Genomic DNA, 18,597 nt, shown 5'->3' with positions numbered 1-18,597 from the left:
TACACGGTTCACTTGATGAAAAAATAATGTGTGAATTATTCCTGCATTTATGCTTCTTTATGCAAAAAAATATGTAGAATGTAAAAGCTTTTAAACGATAACAAACAAGATCAACAAGACAAGCATGATTGGATATAACCAGAGAAGAGTAAAAAGGACATGTAAAAAGCCAGCTTTCCTGAAAGGGTTGATGCTTTTAACTTCACTGCATGTACCTATGGTGATATATGCCGCTAAACCAAGTGAGCAATATCACACATTAAAAGACAACTTATCACAACTTTTTGCCCCTAAAAGTAGTGATGAATTTAAAGTCGCTAAGATGCAAGAGTTGAGTAATTTTAGGCTAGATCGTTCTAGAGTGCAGGAGTTTCCGACTGTTCAACTCAATGATAGAGCAGCTTCATCTTATTCAAATTTGCCATCAAGGAAAATGACTCTGCAGGAAGCGGTGAAAATCGCCATCCAGCGTAACCCTGATATTTCCCAAGCCATTTCAACTTTAGCTGGCCAAAACGCCGGTATTGATGTTGCAAAGGCAGGTTATTATCCTCAAATTTCAGGTGGTATTACCACAGGTGACTTGAGTAGTGGCGAGCGTGGTCGGCAGTTATTGACTTTAAACGCAACTCAAATGCTTTATGATTTTGGTAAAGTCAAATCAGGTGTATCGGTTGAGAAAGCCAAACTTCAAGTCGAACAGGCGAATGTGTTGGTCAGCATTGACGATATTGCACTTGATGTTGCACAGTCGATTATCAACATTCAGCGCTATCTCCAATTAAATAAAATTGCCGAGCAGCAAATTGCAGGTATTCAGCGAATTCAGGAAATCGCTAATTTACGTGCAAATGCTGGTATTAGTAGTCAAGCTGACCCGATCCAAGCTCAGTCTTATTTACAAGCTGCTCAATCTGGTCTGATTGCACAGCAATCTTTATTACGTCAGTACCAACAACATTTAAGAACATTGTTGGGTGCTGATGTTTCACGTACAGGTTGGATTATTTCAGATGATTTGGTGAAAGTATCTGATTTATATGGCGAACCTGAGTTTAATACCATTCCAAAAATGATCGCTGCACAAGCGGGCATTGAAGTGGCTAAAGCTCAAAAGGAACAGACCCGTTTAACACGTTATCCAACTTTGGCAGTGAAAGGCTCGGTGAGTCAGGCCATTAATGGAAAAAACCCAAACAATGATGAAGACGACGGTTTATATAGTTCCATCATGCTTGAGGCCACCAGTCAGTTTTATCAAGGTGGGGCAGTTTCTTCTCAGGTAAAAATGGCAAGTTATGCAGAGGAAGCCGCTAAATCTAAAGTGAATTCTGTGTATCTGGATGTGCTCGATCAGATCAGAACCAGCCGTGAGCAAATTGAAAATAAACAACGTCAAATGCAGGTTTTAGCAAACCGCCAAGCGACAACAGTTCGTACACGCGAACTCTATCAAGAGCAGTACAAACTCGGTACCCGTTCATTGGTTGACTTATTGAATGCTGAACAGGCGATTCATAGTGCCAATTCGGAACTTGAAACTGCACGTTATGACATCTACAGCAGTATTGTTCAGTACATTGCAGCAACAGGACGTTCCCGCCAAGCTTATGACTTAAATAATATTTCAATTCAGGGGTTCGAAGTACAACCATGATGACAAAAATAAATTACCAGCCCTGGTTACAGGCGGTCTTAACGATTGCTAAACATTATAGAATTGAGCCTTCAGAAGAAAGAATTCGTTTACAACTTGACTGGAACCAAAATCAAAACCTTGATGATGTTTTGCAGTTAATGACCCGTCAGGTTGGACTCAATTTACGTAAAGTACCTTTTTCATTAGATTTACTTAACCCATGGCGTTTACCGGTCATGGTCGAGTTTAACGACGGACAAGTTGGTGTAATTGATAAGGCCGATACTCAAGGAAATGTCAGTATCCAGTTTAGTGGAGATCACGGCCTTTCCCAAAATTTAAGCTTAGATGTCTTAAAAACAACAATTAAGAATGTCTATATTCTGCGTCCTGAAACGTCTATTCCCGATGCGCGTATTGACGAATATATCAAACCATACGAAGCAAGCTGGTTCTGGTCGATTGTTTTAAGAGACTGGAAACGCTACGTTGATATTATGTTTGCCTCACTCATTGCCAATGTCTTGGCACTGGCAACCATTATTTTCTCAATGCAAGTGTATGACCGTGTTGTTCCATCTCAGTCTATCCCTACCCTATGGGTGTTGGCAGGTGGTGTACTCATTGCAGCACTTTTTGAATTTACCTTACGTATATCACGCGTGTACTTATCCGATATTATTGGTAAGCGTGCTGACTTACGGGTGTCTGATCGTGTATTTGGTCATGCCTTACGCATCAAAAATAAAGACCGTTCAAAATCTACCGGTAGTTTTATTTCCCAGATTCGTGAGCTCGAAGGTGTTCGTGAACTGGTGACTTCAACCACCATTAGTGCAATTGCCGATTTCCCATTCTTTTTCCTGTTCCTGATCATTTTTGCGATTATCGGTGGAAAACTGTTTTGGGTGATGTTGCTGGTTGTGCCACTTATGCTTTTGCCGGGTATTCTGGCACAGAAGAAGTTAGCGCAACTCGCACAGGAGGGTATGAGAGAGTCTTCAATCCGTAACGCTATTCTTGTTGAAGCGGTACAGGGCATTGAAGACATTAAGCTATTACGTGCTGAGTCTCGCTTCCAAAACCAGTGGAACCACATGAACGAAGTTTCAGCCGATATCGGGATGAGACAGCGTAAAATTGTCGGTACCTTAATGGCATGGACTCAAATGCTTCAGGGCTTAACCTATGCAATTGTGGTGTTGGTAGGATGTTTTGCGGTGATGGAAGGTGAAATGACTACAGGTGCGTTAGTGGCTTGTTCCATTCTATCTTCACGTATGTTGGCACCGATTGCACAGATTACAGGTGTTTTAGGTCGTTTACAGCAAGCAAAAGTTGCCAAACAAAGCCTTGATGAGCTCATGCAACGCCCGATCGATCAGGCTGACCGTTCGCATCTGGTACACAAAGCAGTTTTAAATGGCGATTACGAATTAAAAAATGTCTTGTTCCAATATGGCGAAGAAGACCCGAAACCAAGTTTGGCAATCCGTCATTTAAAAATTCGTGCTGGTGAAAAAATTGCCATATTGGGACGTAATGGTGCAGGTAAATCGACACTGCTCCAGCTTCTATCTGGTATGCAAGTTCCAACTCAAGGCGCGGTACATCTAGATGGTCTCGATCTTTCACTAATTGATCCGTCTGATGTACGTCGTGATATGGGTTTACTTAACCAGAATGCGCATCTTTTCTACGGTACGATTCGTGAAAACCTCACTTTAGGCGCGCCGCTTGCAACGGATGAAGAAATTCTTCGTGCGTTAGTAGTGACTGGTGCATTACCTTTTGTTCAAGAGAAAAAAGAAGGGCTAGATCACCTGATTTTAGAAGGTGGTGTTGGTTTCTCTGGTGGTCAGAAACAAGCGTTGTTACTGGCTCGTCTATTGATTCGTCAACCTAACATTTTATTGTTAGACGAACCGACAGCAGCCATTGATGACGTGGCAGAGAAACAACTGATTGATCATTTAAAAGGTTGGCTGGCACATCGTACTTTGGTCGTTGCGACCCACCGCCGCGCTGTTTTAGAACTGGTGGACCGCATTATTGTCGTGAATGAAGGCAAAATCGTGATGGACGGTCCAAGAGATCAGGTACTCAATCAATCAACAGCCCAACAAAAACAAGTGAGCCAAGGGGGTAATTCATGAGCGAACCACAACAAGAACAACAACTCACCCGTTCAATGAATGTCTCTTATAGTGAGCCACCCTTACCACGTGCCAGTTTAGTGATCTGGATTGTGGGCATTGGCTTGGTTATTTTCTTTATCTGGGCGTGGGTATTTAAACTTGAAGAAGTTTCTACTGGTACGGGTAAAGTCATTCCATCTTCTAAAGAACAGGTCATCCAGTCTTTAGAAGGCGGTATTCTAACTAAGCTGAATGTACAAGAAGGTGACATTGTTCAAAAAGGCGAAATTCTTGCGCAGCTTGATCCAACCCGTTTTGCATCAAATGTTGGTGAATCAAGATCTTTACTGATCTCTGCTCAGGCGACAGCAGCGCGTTTGCGTGCGGAAGTAAACGGTACACCTTTGGTTTTTCCTGAAATTGTGATGAAAGAACCAAAGTTAGTACAAGAAGAAACTGCATTATATCGCTCGCGTCGTGCTGATCTTGAACAAACCCTTGCAGGTTTAAGACAGGCGTTGCAACTTGTGCAACAAGAACTGGCGATGACAGAACCGCTTGTGGCTAAAGGTGCAGCAAGTGAGGTTGAGGTTTTACGTTTACGTCGTGAAGCAAATGATTTGCAAAATAAAATGAATGATGCGCAAAACCAGTACTATGTGAAAGCGCGTGAAGAGTTATCTAAAGCGAATACGGATAGCGAAACGCAACAACAAATCGTACTGGGTCGTAGTGACAGTTTAGATCGCGCAGTGTTCAGAGCACCGGTACGTGGTGTGGTCAAAGAAATTGCGGTAACTACTCGTGGTGGTGTTGTTCCTCAAAACGGTAAACTGATGACGATTGTACCGATTGACGAACAACTGCTGATTGAAGCGCGTATTTTACCGCGCGACATTGCCTTTATTCGTCCGGGACAAGAAGCACTGGTTAAGATCACGGCCTATGACTACTCAATTTATGGTGGTTTAAAAGGTAAAGTTACGGTTATTTCACCAGACACGATTCGTGATGAAGTGAAACAGGACCAATTCTATTATCGTGTTTATATCCGCACTGATTCTGACAAGCTTTACAATAAAGAAGGTAAAGCGTTTGGTATTACACCGGGTATGGTGGCAACAGTAGATATTCGTACTGGTCAAAAAACAGTACTTGATTACTTACTTAAACCATTTAATAAAGCCAAAGAAGCGTTACGAGAAAGATAATAAAAAAGCCCCGAGATTCGGGGCTTTTTTTATAGGTTTGATTCTATTAAATTCACGTTATAATTTGATTTTTATTGTGCTTTATCTTATTTATGGCTTTTACGATTGCATCACAGATTACATTTGAAGAAGAAATTAAAAAAAGTAGATTTCAGGCCATTGCTGCGCCAGTAGAAAATGAACAGCAGGTTAAAGAATTTTTAGAATACAACAAGGATATCTCGACCACTCACCAATGTTGGGCTTGGAAAATTGGGCATAACGTACGCTTTAACGATGATGGTGAACCGTCAGGAACAGCAGGCCGTCCAATATTAGCGACTATTGAAGGGAATGACCTGACGAATATTATTGTGATGGTTAACCGCTGGTATGGCGGTATAAAACTTGGAACGGGCGGCCTTGTGAGAGCATACGGTGGCTGTGCTGGACAATGTTTATTATTGGCTGAACGTATTGAACTCATTGCAAAGAAGACAATTCACTTTTCGTGTTATTTTAATGAATGGGCCATATTTCAATATGAGCTGACTCAACAACAGATTGAATATCAGGAAACCTACACGGCAACAGGTGTAGATATTGAAGCGAGACTACAGATACATCAAATTGAACCGCTTGCCTTAAAACTCAGAGACGTAACACGTGGTCGTGAAGAATTAAAAATTGAAGAGGAATTAACAGATGACTGATTCCTTACTTAAATATCGTGAGCAACATAAGCACCGCTTAAACTATATGCCATGGTTATATTGGACGTTGAAACCTAAAAACCGTGCTTGGGCTGAAGAGTGGCAAAAGGAATATCAAGCTTATTTAATGGATATGGAAACAGTTGAGATTGGTGAAAATTGTTTTATTTCACCGCTAGCACATATTTTTGCTGAACCAGGCCGCAAAATTATTATTGGGGATAATAGTTTTATTGCGGCTGATTGCACATTGCATGGACCGCTGGAAATCGGCAATGAAGTCGCGATTAATCATCATTGTATTTTAGATGGGGGACGAACGGGCATAAAGTTGCATGACCAAGTCCGTATTGCCGCGTATTGCCATTTATATGCATTTGACCATGGGATGCAACTAGACCGTCCACTTTACCAGCAGCCAGTTACTTCTAAAGGAATTGAAATTGAGCAAGACGTTTGGTTGGGTGCGCATGTGGGGATTAAAGACGGTATAAAAATCGGTAAACATGCTGTGGTCGGGATGAATAGTATGGTGACTAAAGATGTTGAGCCGTACCATATTGTTGGCGGAAATCCCGCAAAATTTATTCGTTTAAGAGAATAATGCAGTCTCAAGAATGTAATAAAATGTTTGATCTTTAAACAAAAAAGTTGATTTTTATACATAAACCTTAACATACCAATTTTTATCTATGTTAAGTTAAAGCTAAGTTTTAATAATAATCTCCAAGGCAATAGACCTGAAGAAGAGAGGCTAACATGAACCGTGTTATTGCGTGTATTGACTCATCACCGTGTATTAATGCTATTGCTGATGCAGCAGCATGGGTTGCTAAAGCGACCGGACGGGAACTTGTATTATTACAAATTCTGGACTATTACCCAGCCAGTTACCATCTTGGTGAAATTAGTGGGGTAATCGGCTTTGAAAGCAATGCAATGCTGCTAAAAGAGTTAGCTGAGCTAGAGCAAAAACAAAGTGAACTCGCGTTAGACTATAGTAATAATTTACTCCGCCATATTTCTGATCTTATTCAAGAAAAGCACGGAATTACCAGCTCAAAAATTCAAGAAAAAGGTGATTTTTTAGAACAAAGTTTTAATCTCTTACATGAAAATGACATCGTTATTTTAGGTCGAGTCGGGGAAAGAGCAGCCGAGAAACACAAACCAATCGGTAGCAATGTTGAAAACTTCATCCGCGGTGCGAACTGTACTGTTTTGACCATTGGTGAAAACTTTAAAGTGCCAACACGATTTATCTTTGCTTATGAATATTCGCCAACTTGTCAAAAAATGATGCGCCGTATTGCCCAAAGTGACTTATTGCGAACACTGCAATGTCATTTGGTGTATGTAGGTGATCATCCAGAAATATTAAATGAACCAGAACATTATCTTAAACAAGCGGGTCTAGATGTAGTCACCGTTTACCGTTATGGTGATGTTGCACAAAATATTTTAGAGTACCAACAAGAACACGGTATTCAAATCATTGTGTTAGGGGCATTTAGTCATAGCAAAATTCATCAATTCTTCTTGGGAAGTATTGCGACAACCATATTCCGAAACGCGACTGTTCCATTACTTGTGGCTAAATGATGAGATTTGCATATAGTTATCCGCAAATCTTGTGGATAACTATATGGAAAAGCAACAGTAATAAAAGTAATTAATTGATTATAAATAATAAAATAAAAAAGATGATTTTTTAACCATTATTTCACAATTGCAATTGCGAAGCCATCATGACCTTTTGAGCCAACTGTTTGTAAGGCTGTACAAGACAATATTTGCGGATGATTTTCTAAGGCTTTAAACATTTCACGGATGCCTTCAATACTCGGTTTTTTATTGTCAGGATTTAAAATATCACCTGCTCGAATTACATTATCGAGTACGATAATCGTACCTGATCTTGAGAATTTCAGACTCAATTCTAAATATTCAGGATAACCCTGTTTATCTGCATCAATGAAAATAAAATCAAAAGGCTCGATAGATTGAGGATCAATCGCAGAAAGGATATCTGCAGCACGACCAGCTCGAAGATCAACTTTTACAGGAAGATTGGCATGATCGATATTTTTTTGTGCCATTTCTGCATGAGTAGCACGGCCTTCTATTGTGAGTAAATAACCATCTTCAGGTAAGGCACGACCTAACCAGATGGTACTGTATGCAGCAAAGGTTCCGATTTCTAAAACTCGTTTGCATTTATTCATTTGAATAAGCATCTGCAAGAACATACCTTGGTTAGGAGCTACTGCAAGATGATTTGAAAAGCCGTGTTCGTCGGTATTCTTTAATGCATATTCGAGTCGCGGGTCTTCGGGAATTAAATGTGAATCGATATATTGGTCAATGTCTGTCCACATCTGCTGCATAATCAAATTTACCTATATGTTGATCGGGCTATTTTAAACGTTTATGCATAGAGTGCAAAAATCTTCGTTTCAAGAAATTTTGGTTGATTGGGAAATGTACAATAAAAAAACTCCTTTCAGTTGAAAGGAGTTTTTTTATTAGAAATTACACATCGAACTGTTTCGGGTGAGGTCAGGGCCCCAAGTACGATAGCCTTGAGTATCAATATGAATTTGCCCGGAACTATATAGACCAATACCCATATTTAAGCTTTGACCATGCTGAGCCCAGAACTGACAAAGTTTAAACTTGGTATTTTCGATAAATGCATAATCTTGAGCTTGTGGGAATTCAGGACCAATACGGAAATCGATTGCCGAGTTAAATAAATGTTTAGATGAGCTTGCGCCACCTGCACATTCATTTAAAGGTAAATCTCGGTAAACCGAAGTCACTTCAAAGTCGGTAAGAACTTTTGCTGCAACTAAATATTTAAATACGCGTAGGGTAGATAAAGAATTTCCCCATAATTCGCGATTAGGTACAGCATATTCAGAGCGGCCACATTTTTGCCAATCACGCGCTGAACGTAATAACTCAAAGCTTGGCACAATGCCTGCAACGTTATTTCGGGTTAAGAATTTTTCGTATTCACGAACACGTTGGTAATTTTCACCAGAACTTAACCAACTTCGATAAGATGCAGGCTCAACTTTAGGGGGAATTGGGCGCTCGATAATAACGCGCTCTTGTGGAATAAAGATTCGTTTACCACTTGGAGAGGTTTTGCCTGTTGTTGTGTGTTGGGGAGAGCTGACACAACCTACCATAACCGCTGGGATTATGCATAAGGGCACCAGACTCTGCAAAAACTTCCGCATAAGAAAAATTAAGCACTTATAAATATTGCGGGTATTTTAATGCAAAACAGTGCACAAATTACGAGGAATTTGCAATGAAATGTTTGAATAGGGTATAAAAAAAGATCAGCGGGTGCTGATCTTTTTTGAAATTACTTTTCAAGATATTGTAATTTATCAGGTTTGCCGTTCCATTCTTCACGGTCAGCTGGTTGATCGCCAATTTGAGTAATGTTAGGCCATTTTTGAGAAAGTTCAGCATTTAATTCAATAAATACTTCTTGACCTTCAGGTAGCTCATCTTCAGAGAAAATTGCATTTGCCGGGCACTCTGGTTCACATAATGCACAGTCAATACATTCATCCGGATTAATCACTAGGAAATTCGGACCTTCGTAAAAACAGTCTACAGGACAAACTTCTACGCAATCTTGGTATTTACATTTAATACAATTTTCAGTGACAACAAAGGTCATGGCGACAGCTACCTAAAAAATATGGTTTCATTTCGAATAGCTTATTTTAGGCAAAAAAGGGGTAAACAAACAATTGCTTTTATTGATATTCTTTATTCATGCATATGAAGATAAGTTAATACGTTGATAATCAAACAGATCTTCTATGGTGAATAGAGCGTAATCTATAAAATCAAAATAATAATATATTTTATAAAACAATAACTTAAAAAATATTTTATTTAATTATTTAGATGTCATTTAAGTCAAGGCATCTATTTTATTAAACGCCTTAACTTTTTATTTTTTCTTTTACAAATTTTGATTTACGGTTTTTTTCCTAAAAAAACTTAAATTTTTAGAGCTAAAGCTTACATAGTAAATGGATATCTTCAGGTTCGAGCTGCCAAAGTTGTTGATCTGGAGCACTTAACGGTTGCGCGCCATGTTTCATATAGAAGTCCACAGTGCATCGACTTGGGGTTGCTGAAATATACAGTTGGTCTGCACCGAGTTGCTTGGCTGACTCTTTTGCGGCTTGCATAAGCTTAGCGCCAATGCCTTGACCTTGTTGGTTTGCATCGACATAGAAATAGTGGAGTAATTTTGCTTGGGGGTAATCCGCTATAAGTTGATTTGAGACTACGCTTATACCAACGAGCTTTTCAGAAGCATCAAATGCACCGACAAATATTGAACCTTGTGCAAAGAGTTGTTTGAGTTTAGGTGGGTCATTTTCTAAATGATATGAATCCCAATTTTGTACATCAAAAAAACAATCAACTAAGTCTAGATGTTGCTGTTTTTGTATGTAGTTTTGAGTGATTAATTCACGGCGGCTAATGTGCTGCCAAATAAGATCAATTTCTGAACTTTGCAAAGATCTTAAGATCATATAAATATTATTCTCCGATATGAATAAGCAGACCTAAGCCTGCTTATTCGGAAGTGCTTTATTAAGATTTGAGTGCAGCTTTTAACTCGTAGAGTTGTTCAAGTGCCTGACGAGGCGATAAGTTATCGACTTCAATTTGCTTAAGTAAATCTAGAGCAGGGGATGAAACTTCAATTTCGACAACTTTCTCTATGATTTGTGAACCAGAGTTTGCATCTGGTGGAGCAAACAAATCATTTTGAAAACTGGTTTGTAGATGTTGTTGCTGCTGTTTTTCTAAAATGCGTAAACGCTTCTGCGCTTCTTTAATAACATTGGCAGGAATACCCGCTAATTTTGCAACTTGTAAACCATGACTTTGACTTGCAGGGCCTTGTTGAACTTTATGCAATAAAATCAGATTGCCATTCAGTTCTTGCGCCGTGACATGATAGTTATCGATTCCTGCTTCACTACCAAGTTCGGTCAACTCAAAATAATGAGTCGCGAATAAACATAAACATTTTACGCGCTTGGTTAAATCGACCACACATGCCCATGCTAAAGATAAACCGTCATAGGTACTGGTTCCGCGGCCAACCTCATCCATTAATACCAACGACTGGTTGGTGGCATGATGCAGAATTTGCGAAGTTTCAGTCATCTCGACCATAAAGGTTGATTTGCCTGTAGATAAATCGTCGGCTGAACCAATACGTGTAAAAATTCGGTCAATTGGACCAAGTTTGACGGCTTTAGCCGGAACATAGCTACCGCAATAAGCAAGTAAACTGATTAATGCCGTTTGGCGCATGAAGGTTGATTTACCGCCCATGTTTGGACCGGTAATAATGGCCATGCGGTGCTGAGCATCAAGGAAAGTGTCATTTGGGGTAAATGGCGCTTTATTTAATGCTTCAACGACAGGATGACGACCAGCCTGAATTTTAATGCCCGTTTCCGGAGTAAATTCAGGGCGCGTCCAATTGTTTAAACGTGCTTGATGAGCAAAGTTTGCAATGACATCAATTTGAGCAATTGCTGAACTCATCATTTGTAAGTGAGCGATATTTTCGCGAAGGTTTTCAAGCAAAGCTTCGAATAGTGCTTTTTCACGAGAGAGTGCACGTGACTCGCTCGACAGGACTTTATCTTCAAAACTCTTAAGCTCAGGGGTAATGTAGCGTTCAGCATTCTTTAAAGTTTGACGACGGATATAGTCGGCTGGCGCCTGTTCTGCTTGAGCACGAGTCAGTTCAATATAGTAACCGCTTACACGGTTATAACCGATTTTAAGGGTATTAATGCCTGTACGTTCACGCTCTTTAATTTCAAGATCAATTAAGAATTGACCTGCATGATCTCGAATTTGGCGTAATTCATCAAGCTCAGCATCATATCCTTCTGCAATTACATTGCCATCACGAAGTAATACAGGTGGATTTTCAACGATTGCTGCCATTAAATGTTGATGAAGCGCTTTGAAGTCTCCAAGTTCTTCATCTAGTTGAACTAATAACTTAGATTTCTTCGCTTGAATGACTGGAGTTAACGCCGTTCTTAAAGCTGGAATTTGTGCGCATGCATGACGAAGTTGCACCAAATCACGTGGTCGCGCACTGCCTAGCGCAACGCGGCTAAGCACGCGTTCAATATCACCAATTTCTTTAAGCACTAAACGAACTGGGTTTTCGTGATATCCCTGAATGAGTTGCTCAATCGCATCTAAACGAGCATCAAGCAATGCAGTATCACGCACAGGTTGCATGAGTGTGCGGCTTAATAGACGGCCACCCATTGCAGTTTGGCAATCATTTACTAGTTGAAATAATGATGTTCCGTGTTCAAATAATGGCTCGATAATTTCTAAGTTGCGACGTGTAATTGGGTCGAGCGCAATAAAGTCTGTACTTTGTTCAAGTTGGATTGAACGAATATGCGGTAATGCAGTTTTTTGGGTTTCTTTTGCATAGTGAATAAGCGCAGCGGCAGCAGCCTTGGCTAAAGGTAATGGGTCTAAACCAAAACCTGAAAGTGTTGATACTGTAAACTGGTCACATAAGGTTTTTTGTGCATTATTTAGATTGAAGTCTACATTTGGACGTTTAGTAACAGGGCAATCTAAATGCTTTTTAATTTGTTCGATAATATTGGTGTCGACCAAATCTTCATCAATCAAGATCTCACTTGGCATTAAACGCGCAAGTTCAATAGGTAATTGTTCTGGCTTGTAATCTTGTTGTTGAACTTTAAAAATGCCTGCACTTAAGTCGAGTAAAGCAAAACCGATCTGGTTTTGATGAATGCACAATGAAACGAGATTAGATGATTGATAACTGCTGAGTAATGCATCATCAGTTAATGTACCCGGGGTCAGAATACGAACAACTTTACGTTCAACAGGGCCTTTGCCTGTTACTTCTCCAACTTGTTCGCAAATGGCTACCGTGCGCCCAGCTTTAACAAGACGCGCCAAATAACCTTCTGCCGAATGATAGGGAACACCTGCCATTGGAATAGGTCGGCCACTGGCTTTGCCACGATGGGTTAAGGTAATGCCTAAAAGTTTGGCTGCTAAATGAGCATCTTCAAAGAAGAGTTCATAAAAGTCACCCATACGGTAGAACAGCAACGCATGTTGATAGTCCGTTTTAACTTTGAGATATTGCTGCATCATAGGTGTGTGAGAAGATAAGTCAGCCATGATTTCAGCGCTATTCATGCGTATTAAACCCTTAAAAAATCAGTAATATTTTACGTTTGGTCATCTAACCAATTTCAAGTCTTTTAAAAATGAATGTCATTCAAGAAAAGAACACAACTGGATGAACTTTGAAAATTGGCATCCATAGTATAAAGCGAATTGGAGTCACTCCAGATGTGTAATGGTAACAAATTTGAGTTATTGAAAAAAAGAGTAGTGGAGCTCTGAAGTATAAGACCAATAAGTTGACTTCAAATTGTGGCTTAAGTGGTCTGAGGTCAAGTTTTTTTCAACATACTTAAGCAATATGGTTTGCGTAACTTCAATCAAATACTGAAATATGTTGAATCAGAGTATGAATTGCCTACGTCAGTCATTGTCTTGTGCAAAAGTATGCTGAATATAAATAGAGGAGTCATTCATGGGTACGCGTTCAACCATTATGGATACCAATAGCTTTCGTCCAGAACATGCTGCTGAGCTGGATCATGCTACCCGAAAACTGACAGACAAAAGAAATAAAATTTTAGGTGAATCCTATCGCTTGTTTTATCGTAATCCCGTGCATCTGGTAAAAGGACAGGGACAATATTTATGGGATGCAGCAGGTCATCAATATCTGGATGTTTACAACAATGTTGCCAGCATTGGTCATTGTCATCCTGCGGTCATTGAAGCGGTAAATGAGCAAATGAAAATGCTCAATACGCATACCCGTTATTTACATGAAAATATTTTGGATTATACCGAAGAACTCTTACAAACCACTCCTGATGAAATTGACCGTGCCATGTATATGTGTACAGGTTCGGAAGCGAATGATTTGGCGATTCGTATTGCCCGTGAATATAGCGGCGGTACAGGAATTATTGTTTCTCAAGAAGCCTATCATGGGACCAGTAGTTTAACATCAGGATGTTCTCCAGCACTTGGAACTGAACAACCTTTAGATGATACAACCCGCTTAGTTCCGGCACCTGATTATTATCGGATTCAAACTGATGATTTAGGTGAATGGTTCGCACAGCAGATTCAACAGCAAATTGACGATATGAACGCAAAAGGCATCAAGTTTGCAGGTTTTTTAGCGGACTCCATATTTTCTTCTGACGGTGTGATGCCTAATCCTGTTGGGTTCTTACAAAAAGCGGTTGATGTTGTCCATGCAAATGGCGGTATCTTTATTGCCGATGAAGTACAGCCAGGTTTCGCGCGCACTGGCGATTCTTTCTGGGGCTTTGGCCGTCACAATGTTGTGCCTGATATCATTACCACTGGTAAACCAATGGGTAACGGTGTCCCTGTGTCAGGGCTTTTAGCTAAGAGTGAAGTCCTTGCTGCTTTTAGCGATAAAATTCCATATTTTAATACCTTTGGTGGTAATCCTGTTTCTATGGCAGCGGCACAGGCTGTACTTAAAGTCATTCAGGAAGAAGAATTGCAAACCCATAGTAAATATGTGGGAGGGCTACTTCTAAAAGAACTCACTAAACTTATGGATAAACATGAGGTGGTTGGCGATGTCCGTGGCGCTGGTCTATTTATAGGATTTGAACTGGTTAAAGATAGAGGCACAAAAGAACCGAATAAAGCATTGGCTTTGAACCTTATTGAAGAGCTCAGAAATACTCATCGAGTTTTAACCTCAGTTGCAGGTCCTTATGGCAATGTATTGAAACTGCGCCCACCTTTGGCCTTCCAAACAAAAGATATCGATTGGTTAGTCGGTGCTTTAGATCAAGCCTTAACAAAATTAAAGTAAGTCACTCTAAATATAAAAAATACCCTTCAAGTTGGATGCTAAATCTAATTTGAAGGGTATTTTGTTGTTCAATTATTTTGTAGCTGTAAAAGTTATTTAGAATTGCTTAAATAATAAAAAGGCCTTTATTCAAGGCCTGTATTTGCAATGTTTTAGTGTCTTAATTGACGTGGTGTAACACCAAACCAGCGTTTAAATGCACGAGATAACGCACTTACTTCTGAATAGCCTAATAAGAATGCCATTTCTGAAATTGGAATATTTTTCTGTTTAATATAATGCTCGGCCAACTCACAACGAACCTGATCGACTAAATGGGTGAAGGTCAGTCCTTCATTTTTTAAACGGCGGGTAAGGGTGCAACTACTTAAACCAATATCATGAGCGATTTTTTCAAGGTTTGGTTCACCTTCACTGAGTTCAAGTTGTATGTGAGAGCGAACCTGATCTGCAAGACATTGACTTGGTGAAGCGCGATTGAGTAGGTGTAATGTATCTAGAATCACTGTTAATAAAATAGAATCACGGCCCGGCATAGTATGCTGGACGTCTTTTTTTGAAATGATGATGGAGTTAAATGGCTGATCAAAATAAACAGGTGCGTTAAATAATTTGCTGTGTTCTTGCCAGAATTCAGGTCGAGTATGCTCAAAGTGAATGGCGCGTGGTGAATAATGAGGGCCCATCACTTCACGGATCACATTCATAAACATGCCCATGGTCAGTTCAGCATCTTGGCGACGAGTTAAAATCGCGCCGTGTTGGACTTGATAATCTATGCGCCAGCTATCTCCTAAATCGACCATTCGATTGAGGGTATCTTTCTGATGCAAATAAAAGTTATTGGTCATGTTCATGAGTGCAGACTCTAATGTGTTTGAGCAAAGACCGATGTAACCAATAAGCCCTAATGATTTCGGTTGAAACTGTTGACCATAATGCAGACCAAAATTATCACAACCTGAAACCAAGGCTGCCTGTTCTAACACCTTGCAATAATTGGGTAGTTGTAAGCTCAAAGTTGGGCTGATTAGAAGTTCAGGATTAATACCACTAATTCCTAAAACACGATCAACATCTGCACCTTTTTGATGAATAAACTCGCTTAATCCAGAGGCGGCTGCAGACAATACACCTTGATTACACATATTTGAATCGACAAGATGAGCTGGATTGAGATGTAACATGTCAAGTCTCATGATATTTATTCCTAACTATTATTATATTAAGCAAAAGCCATACCAGTTTTTGCTTGCGTCCATGATTTTGTGTGGTTAAAAGTACTTATAAAATAATGGTTTATATGTTGCTGTTTTAAGTTTCAGGTTTGATTCTTTAAGAGGATATCTTTAGGTTGGGTAGCGAACTAAAAGAAGGCAGAAAATGCATTAGAGATAGGCAAAAAGGGCAGAACTAAAACAAGAAATTAAGCGGCTTCTCATGCATACAACATGTATTGTAGGCATGAGAAAATAAGTGAAATACTAATTTTTTGTAGTTTTTGCCGTTTGCGCACCATAACTTAAACTGGCCATTGAAGGTCTAAATTGACCTGTATTGGCATCGCGGCCCTGTAGTAAAAACTTAGTATTGGCTTGACCATAGCCTTGCACAGCCTGCTGAGAAAACTTTCCGATATCAGAGTTTGGGCTGCGCAATCGGTTGATAATCAGAACCTTCTGAGTCGTTGCAAAATCTTGCATCATATTTTGATCGCCCTCACTGTCACCTGCGATAAAAATTGGTCCGTAACCATATTTAGAGACTAAAAAACGCTGGATGGTTGCAGTTTTGCCTTTACCTTGAGTTTGTGCATAGCCATGACGAAACTCGGGTAAAATTCGATTTTGTGCATCTCGTTCTAACTCCATGGCGTAGGCATTTTTTTCATTAATGTTATAGCCAATCTCTGGATTAGAAATAATTTCCTTAATCACATCAATAAAAGATGCCGAACAGACATAGACATCAATGCCATTATCCTGAAAGGCCTTAAATAGATTTTGCATTTCACGGTATGGTCTTAAACCATTTTCCCAAGTGGTTTTCACAACGCCTGCTTGACCCGAAAGTGCAGCGGGAGAGGTCCATGTCACGGGTCCAATCGGTTGCTGCATTTGCCAAGCCACCGTTGCTTTCACCAAATTACGGACTTGTTGTTCGGTAAGCCCAGTAAATAAATAAGTGACCCACGGATATGCAACTTCATGATCAAACGTGTCTCCAATTGCCGCATATAGATATCTCATTTTAGTAATGAAATCGAGATAATGCGGATCTTGTTTAATTTGATCCAGACTTTGCTTACCTTTTAGACCGTTATAGTGGTGATAAAGCCATGTGTAGCTGGCAATAATATCTGGGGCAATTTTATCAATATTGACGACTTGGCCTTGCTGGTTGTTGTAGGCTGCTTCAAAATTTTGCGGGCTAATTCCTTTGCGAATAATCTGATTAAGCTGCTCTGGCGTGACATTAAACGCTAAGTGTTCAAGTTGATAAATTAACGTTGCTTCTTCGATGTCTAAAAATACCGAAGTATTGTCAAAGTCAGTGACAATATATGGGCGTTTTTCAGGATTATAATTAGGGCTATCTTTTCCATAAGTAGCAATCAATTGGTTAAGTTGGTCAAAGTTAAAAGTGTCCCATTGACCTTTTTGTATATATTCCTTTTTGGGAATAGCGACTGCGGGAGATGTACTTTGTATAGGGTTGTAATTACATGCGCTTAGAGCAAGCATACTTGCCAGACTACTGGTGAGTAATAGTGCTTTGGCAACTTTGCTCAGTTGATGGGTAGCTTGCATAAACCCTTCCTTTAAATTCTATAAAATTTAAAAACTAAAAATTGAAAATGAAGAAAAGCGATCTAAATCACTTTTCAAATTCCTACAGGCATTTGACCGTTTAGATATTTTTTACAAAGACGCACAGTTTCATTGGACCATTGGTTTCCAAGACTTTGAGCCATTTCTGTTTGTGCGTGAGAACCATTCCAAGCCATCATTTGAATGCGGCGTTGCATGATAAAAGTTGGGATCATTTCATATTCTTCAGACTGAATATGACCTACGCGCTCGTAGCCTTTTAACCAGTAATCAACCCAATGAGGTGCATTTGCATAATGTTCATTGAAGCTAATTGCAGCGGCGAGATCATGCATAAACCAGCTCATGCCGCAGTCATCAAAATCGATCACACCGATACGTTCTTGTTGTAGTAATAAATTGGTTAAACGCAAATCGGCATGAATTAGGCCATAGCGTTCTTGGGTTTTACCAAAGAAATTTAAATCTTTCGAAATCTGTGCAATCGCTTCTTCAATCACGCCGTGATCTTGAGGTCTTAAATGAGGTGCATTTTTCCAGTTTCCCCAGTGTCCATCCGCACCGATCATGGTTTCATGATTCCACACAATACGTTGAAAGTTTTCAGGCGCTTGCCATGTCTTACTATGTACGTGCAACTTTGCGGTAATTTGCCCTAATTGCTCAAATGCAGTGGGGTCAACTTCAACAGTCGGCATATCGCCCTCAACCCAGTTGAAAAGGACTGCATAACGATAAATATCATTCGATAGTTTTAAAGTAATGACACGCTCACCTGATTGATCTGCAATCGCAACAGGAACTTGAATACCACTCGCATTTAAAGCATCTAACCATTCAAGCTCGCTTTGTATATCGAGTTTGCTGTGATAGTTGGGACGGTGAATTCGAAGTGCATATCGGGTAGAGCCAGTTGAAATCTGAAAGGTTGCATTTTCAGACTGACACAGCAGTTTGACCTGTCCTTGATATTCCGAGGGATATTGCTTAATTGCTTGTTCTGCCAGTATTTGTAATTGAACTTGGCTTAAAAATTCATTTTGTTCTACAGACATAACCCAACT

General features: G+C 39.8%; 15 protein-coding genes. 7 read left to right on the top strand and 8 right to left on the bottom strand.

Annotation, left to right across the window (positions count from 1 at the left end):
- The first annotated feature begins 190 nt into the window (after positions 1-190).
- The 6 genes from KIP84_RS18975 (at position 191) to KIP84_RS11560 (ending at position 7,282) form a co-directional block, all read left to right on the top strand.
- Entirely contained in the window at positions 191-1,657 is a 1,467-nt protein-coding gene (locus KIP84_RS18975; RefSeq protein ID WP_017481420.1) for a TolC family protein, read from the top strand.
- Positions 1,654-3,795: a type I secretion system permease/ATPase gene (locus KIP84_RS11580; RefSeq protein ID WP_005802602.1), complete on the top strand. Its 2,142-nt coding sequence runs from the start codon at positions 1,654-1,656 to the stop codon at positions 3,793-3,795. The genes KIP84_RS18975 and KIP84_RS11580 overlap by 4 nt, the downstream gene beginning before the upstream one ends.
- A complete protein-coding gene (locus tag KIP84_RS11575) occupies positions 3,792-4,988 on the top strand; it encodes an HlyD family efflux transporter periplasmic adaptor subunit (RefSeq protein WP_005076849.1) in 1,197 nt (398 codons plus the stop codon). Before KIP84_RS11580 ends, KIP84_RS11575 begins: the two co-directional genes overlap by 4 nt.
- Before the next feature lie 92 nt (positions 4,989-5,080).
- Complete coding sequence (locus KIP84_RS11570; protein ID WP_213688538.1) at positions 5,081-5,680, top strand: YigZ family protein; 600 nt, start codon at positions 5,081-5,083, stop codon at positions 5,678-5,680.
- On the top strand, positions 5,673-6,284 hold the full coding sequence (locus tag KIP84_RS11565) for a chloramphenicol acetyltransferase CAT (RefSeq protein ID WP_002115833.1): 612 nt from the start codon (positions 5,673-5,675) through the stop codon (positions 6,282-6,284). The genes KIP84_RS11570 and KIP84_RS11565 overlap by 8 nt, the downstream gene beginning before the upstream one ends.
- 155 nt (positions 6,285-6,439) lie before the next feature.
- Entirely contained in the window at positions 6,440-7,282 is an 843-nt protein-coding gene (locus KIP84_RS11560; protein ID WP_002115820.1) for a universal stress protein, read from the top strand.
- Positions 7,283-7,398: 116 nt separating this feature from the next.
- On the opposite strand, the gene KIP84_RS11555 is transcribed toward KIP84_RS11560, so the two are convergent.
- From KIP84_RS11555 to mutS, 5 genes are all read right to left on the bottom strand, one after another.
- Positions 7,399-8,067, bottom strand: coding sequence for an O-methyltransferase (locus tag KIP84_RS11555; RefSeq protein WP_002115787.1), 669 nt, complete (start codon positions 8,065-8,067; stop codon positions 7,399-7,401).
- A 138-nt stretch (positions 8,068-8,205) separates the two neighbouring features.
- Positions 8,206-8,928: a D-Ala-D-Ala carboxypeptidase family metallohydrolase gene (locus tag KIP84_RS11550; protein WP_005802595.1), complete on the bottom strand. Its 723-nt coding sequence runs from the start codon at positions 8,926-8,928 to the stop codon at positions 8,206-8,208.
- Positions 8,929-9,059: 131 nt separating this feature from the next.
- On the bottom strand, positions 9,060-9,383 hold the full coding sequence (gene fdxA / locus KIP84_RS11545) for a ferredoxin FdxA (RefSeq protein ID WP_002051033.1): 324 nt from the start codon (positions 9,381-9,383) through the stop codon (positions 9,060-9,062).
- Between the two features lie 343 nt (positions 9,384-9,726).
- The gene (locus tag KIP84_RS11540; RefSeq protein ID WP_213688537.1) at positions 9,727-10,257 is read right to left on the bottom strand and encodes a GNAT family N-acetyltransferase; all 531 of its coding nucleotides are present in this window, start codon (positions 10,255-10,257) and stop codon (positions 9,727-9,729) included.
- Between the two features lie 61 nt (positions 10,258-10,318).
- On the bottom strand, positions 10,319-12,958 hold the full coding sequence (gene mutS, locus KIP84_RS11535; protein WP_213688536.1) for a DNA mismatch repair protein MutS: 2,640 nt from the start codon (positions 12,956-12,958) through the stop codon (positions 10,319-10,321).
- Positions 12,959-13,361: 403 nt separating this feature from the next.
- Between mutS and KIP84_RS11530 the strand changes: the two genes are divergently transcribed.
- Positions 13,362-14,702, top strand: coding sequence for an aspartate aminotransferase family protein (locus tag KIP84_RS11530; protein ID WP_086400066.1), 1,341 nt, complete (start codon positions 13,362-13,364; stop codon positions 14,700-14,702).
- Between the two features lie 152 nt (positions 14,703-14,854).
- On the opposite strand, the gene KIP84_RS11525 is transcribed toward KIP84_RS11530, so the two are convergent.
- From KIP84_RS11525 to KIP84_RS11515, 3 genes are all read right to left on the bottom strand, one after another.
- Positions 14,855-15,889, bottom strand: a complete 1,035-nt coding sequence (locus tag KIP84_RS11525) for an AraC family transcriptional regulator (protein ID WP_057077495.1) — start codon at positions 15,887-15,889, stop codon at positions 14,855-14,857.
- A gap of 297 nt (positions 15,890-16,186) precedes the next feature.
- A complete protein-coding gene (locus KIP84_RS11520; protein WP_213688535.1) occupies positions 16,187-17,512 on the bottom strand; it encodes a haloacid dehalogenase-like hydrolase in 1,326 nt (441 codons plus the stop codon).
- A 74-nt stretch (positions 17,513-17,586) separates the two neighbouring features.
- Positions 17,587-18,588 (bottom strand): phosphotransferase, encoded by a 1,002-nt coding sequence (locus KIP84_RS11515; protein ID WP_086400064.1) that lies wholly within the window; start codon positions 18,586-18,588, stop codon positions 17,587-17,589.
- Between the last annotated feature and the right edge of the window lie 9 nt (positions 18,589-18,597).

Source organism: Acinetobacter sp. BHS4, assembly GCF_018454425.1.
In the GTDB taxonomy this organism is placed as follows: domain Bacteria; phylum Pseudomonadota; class Gammaproteobacteria; order Pseudomonadales; family Moraxellaceae; genus Acinetobacter; species Acinetobacter pittii.
This window is presented reverse-complemented; position numbering and strand designations above follow the sequence as displayed.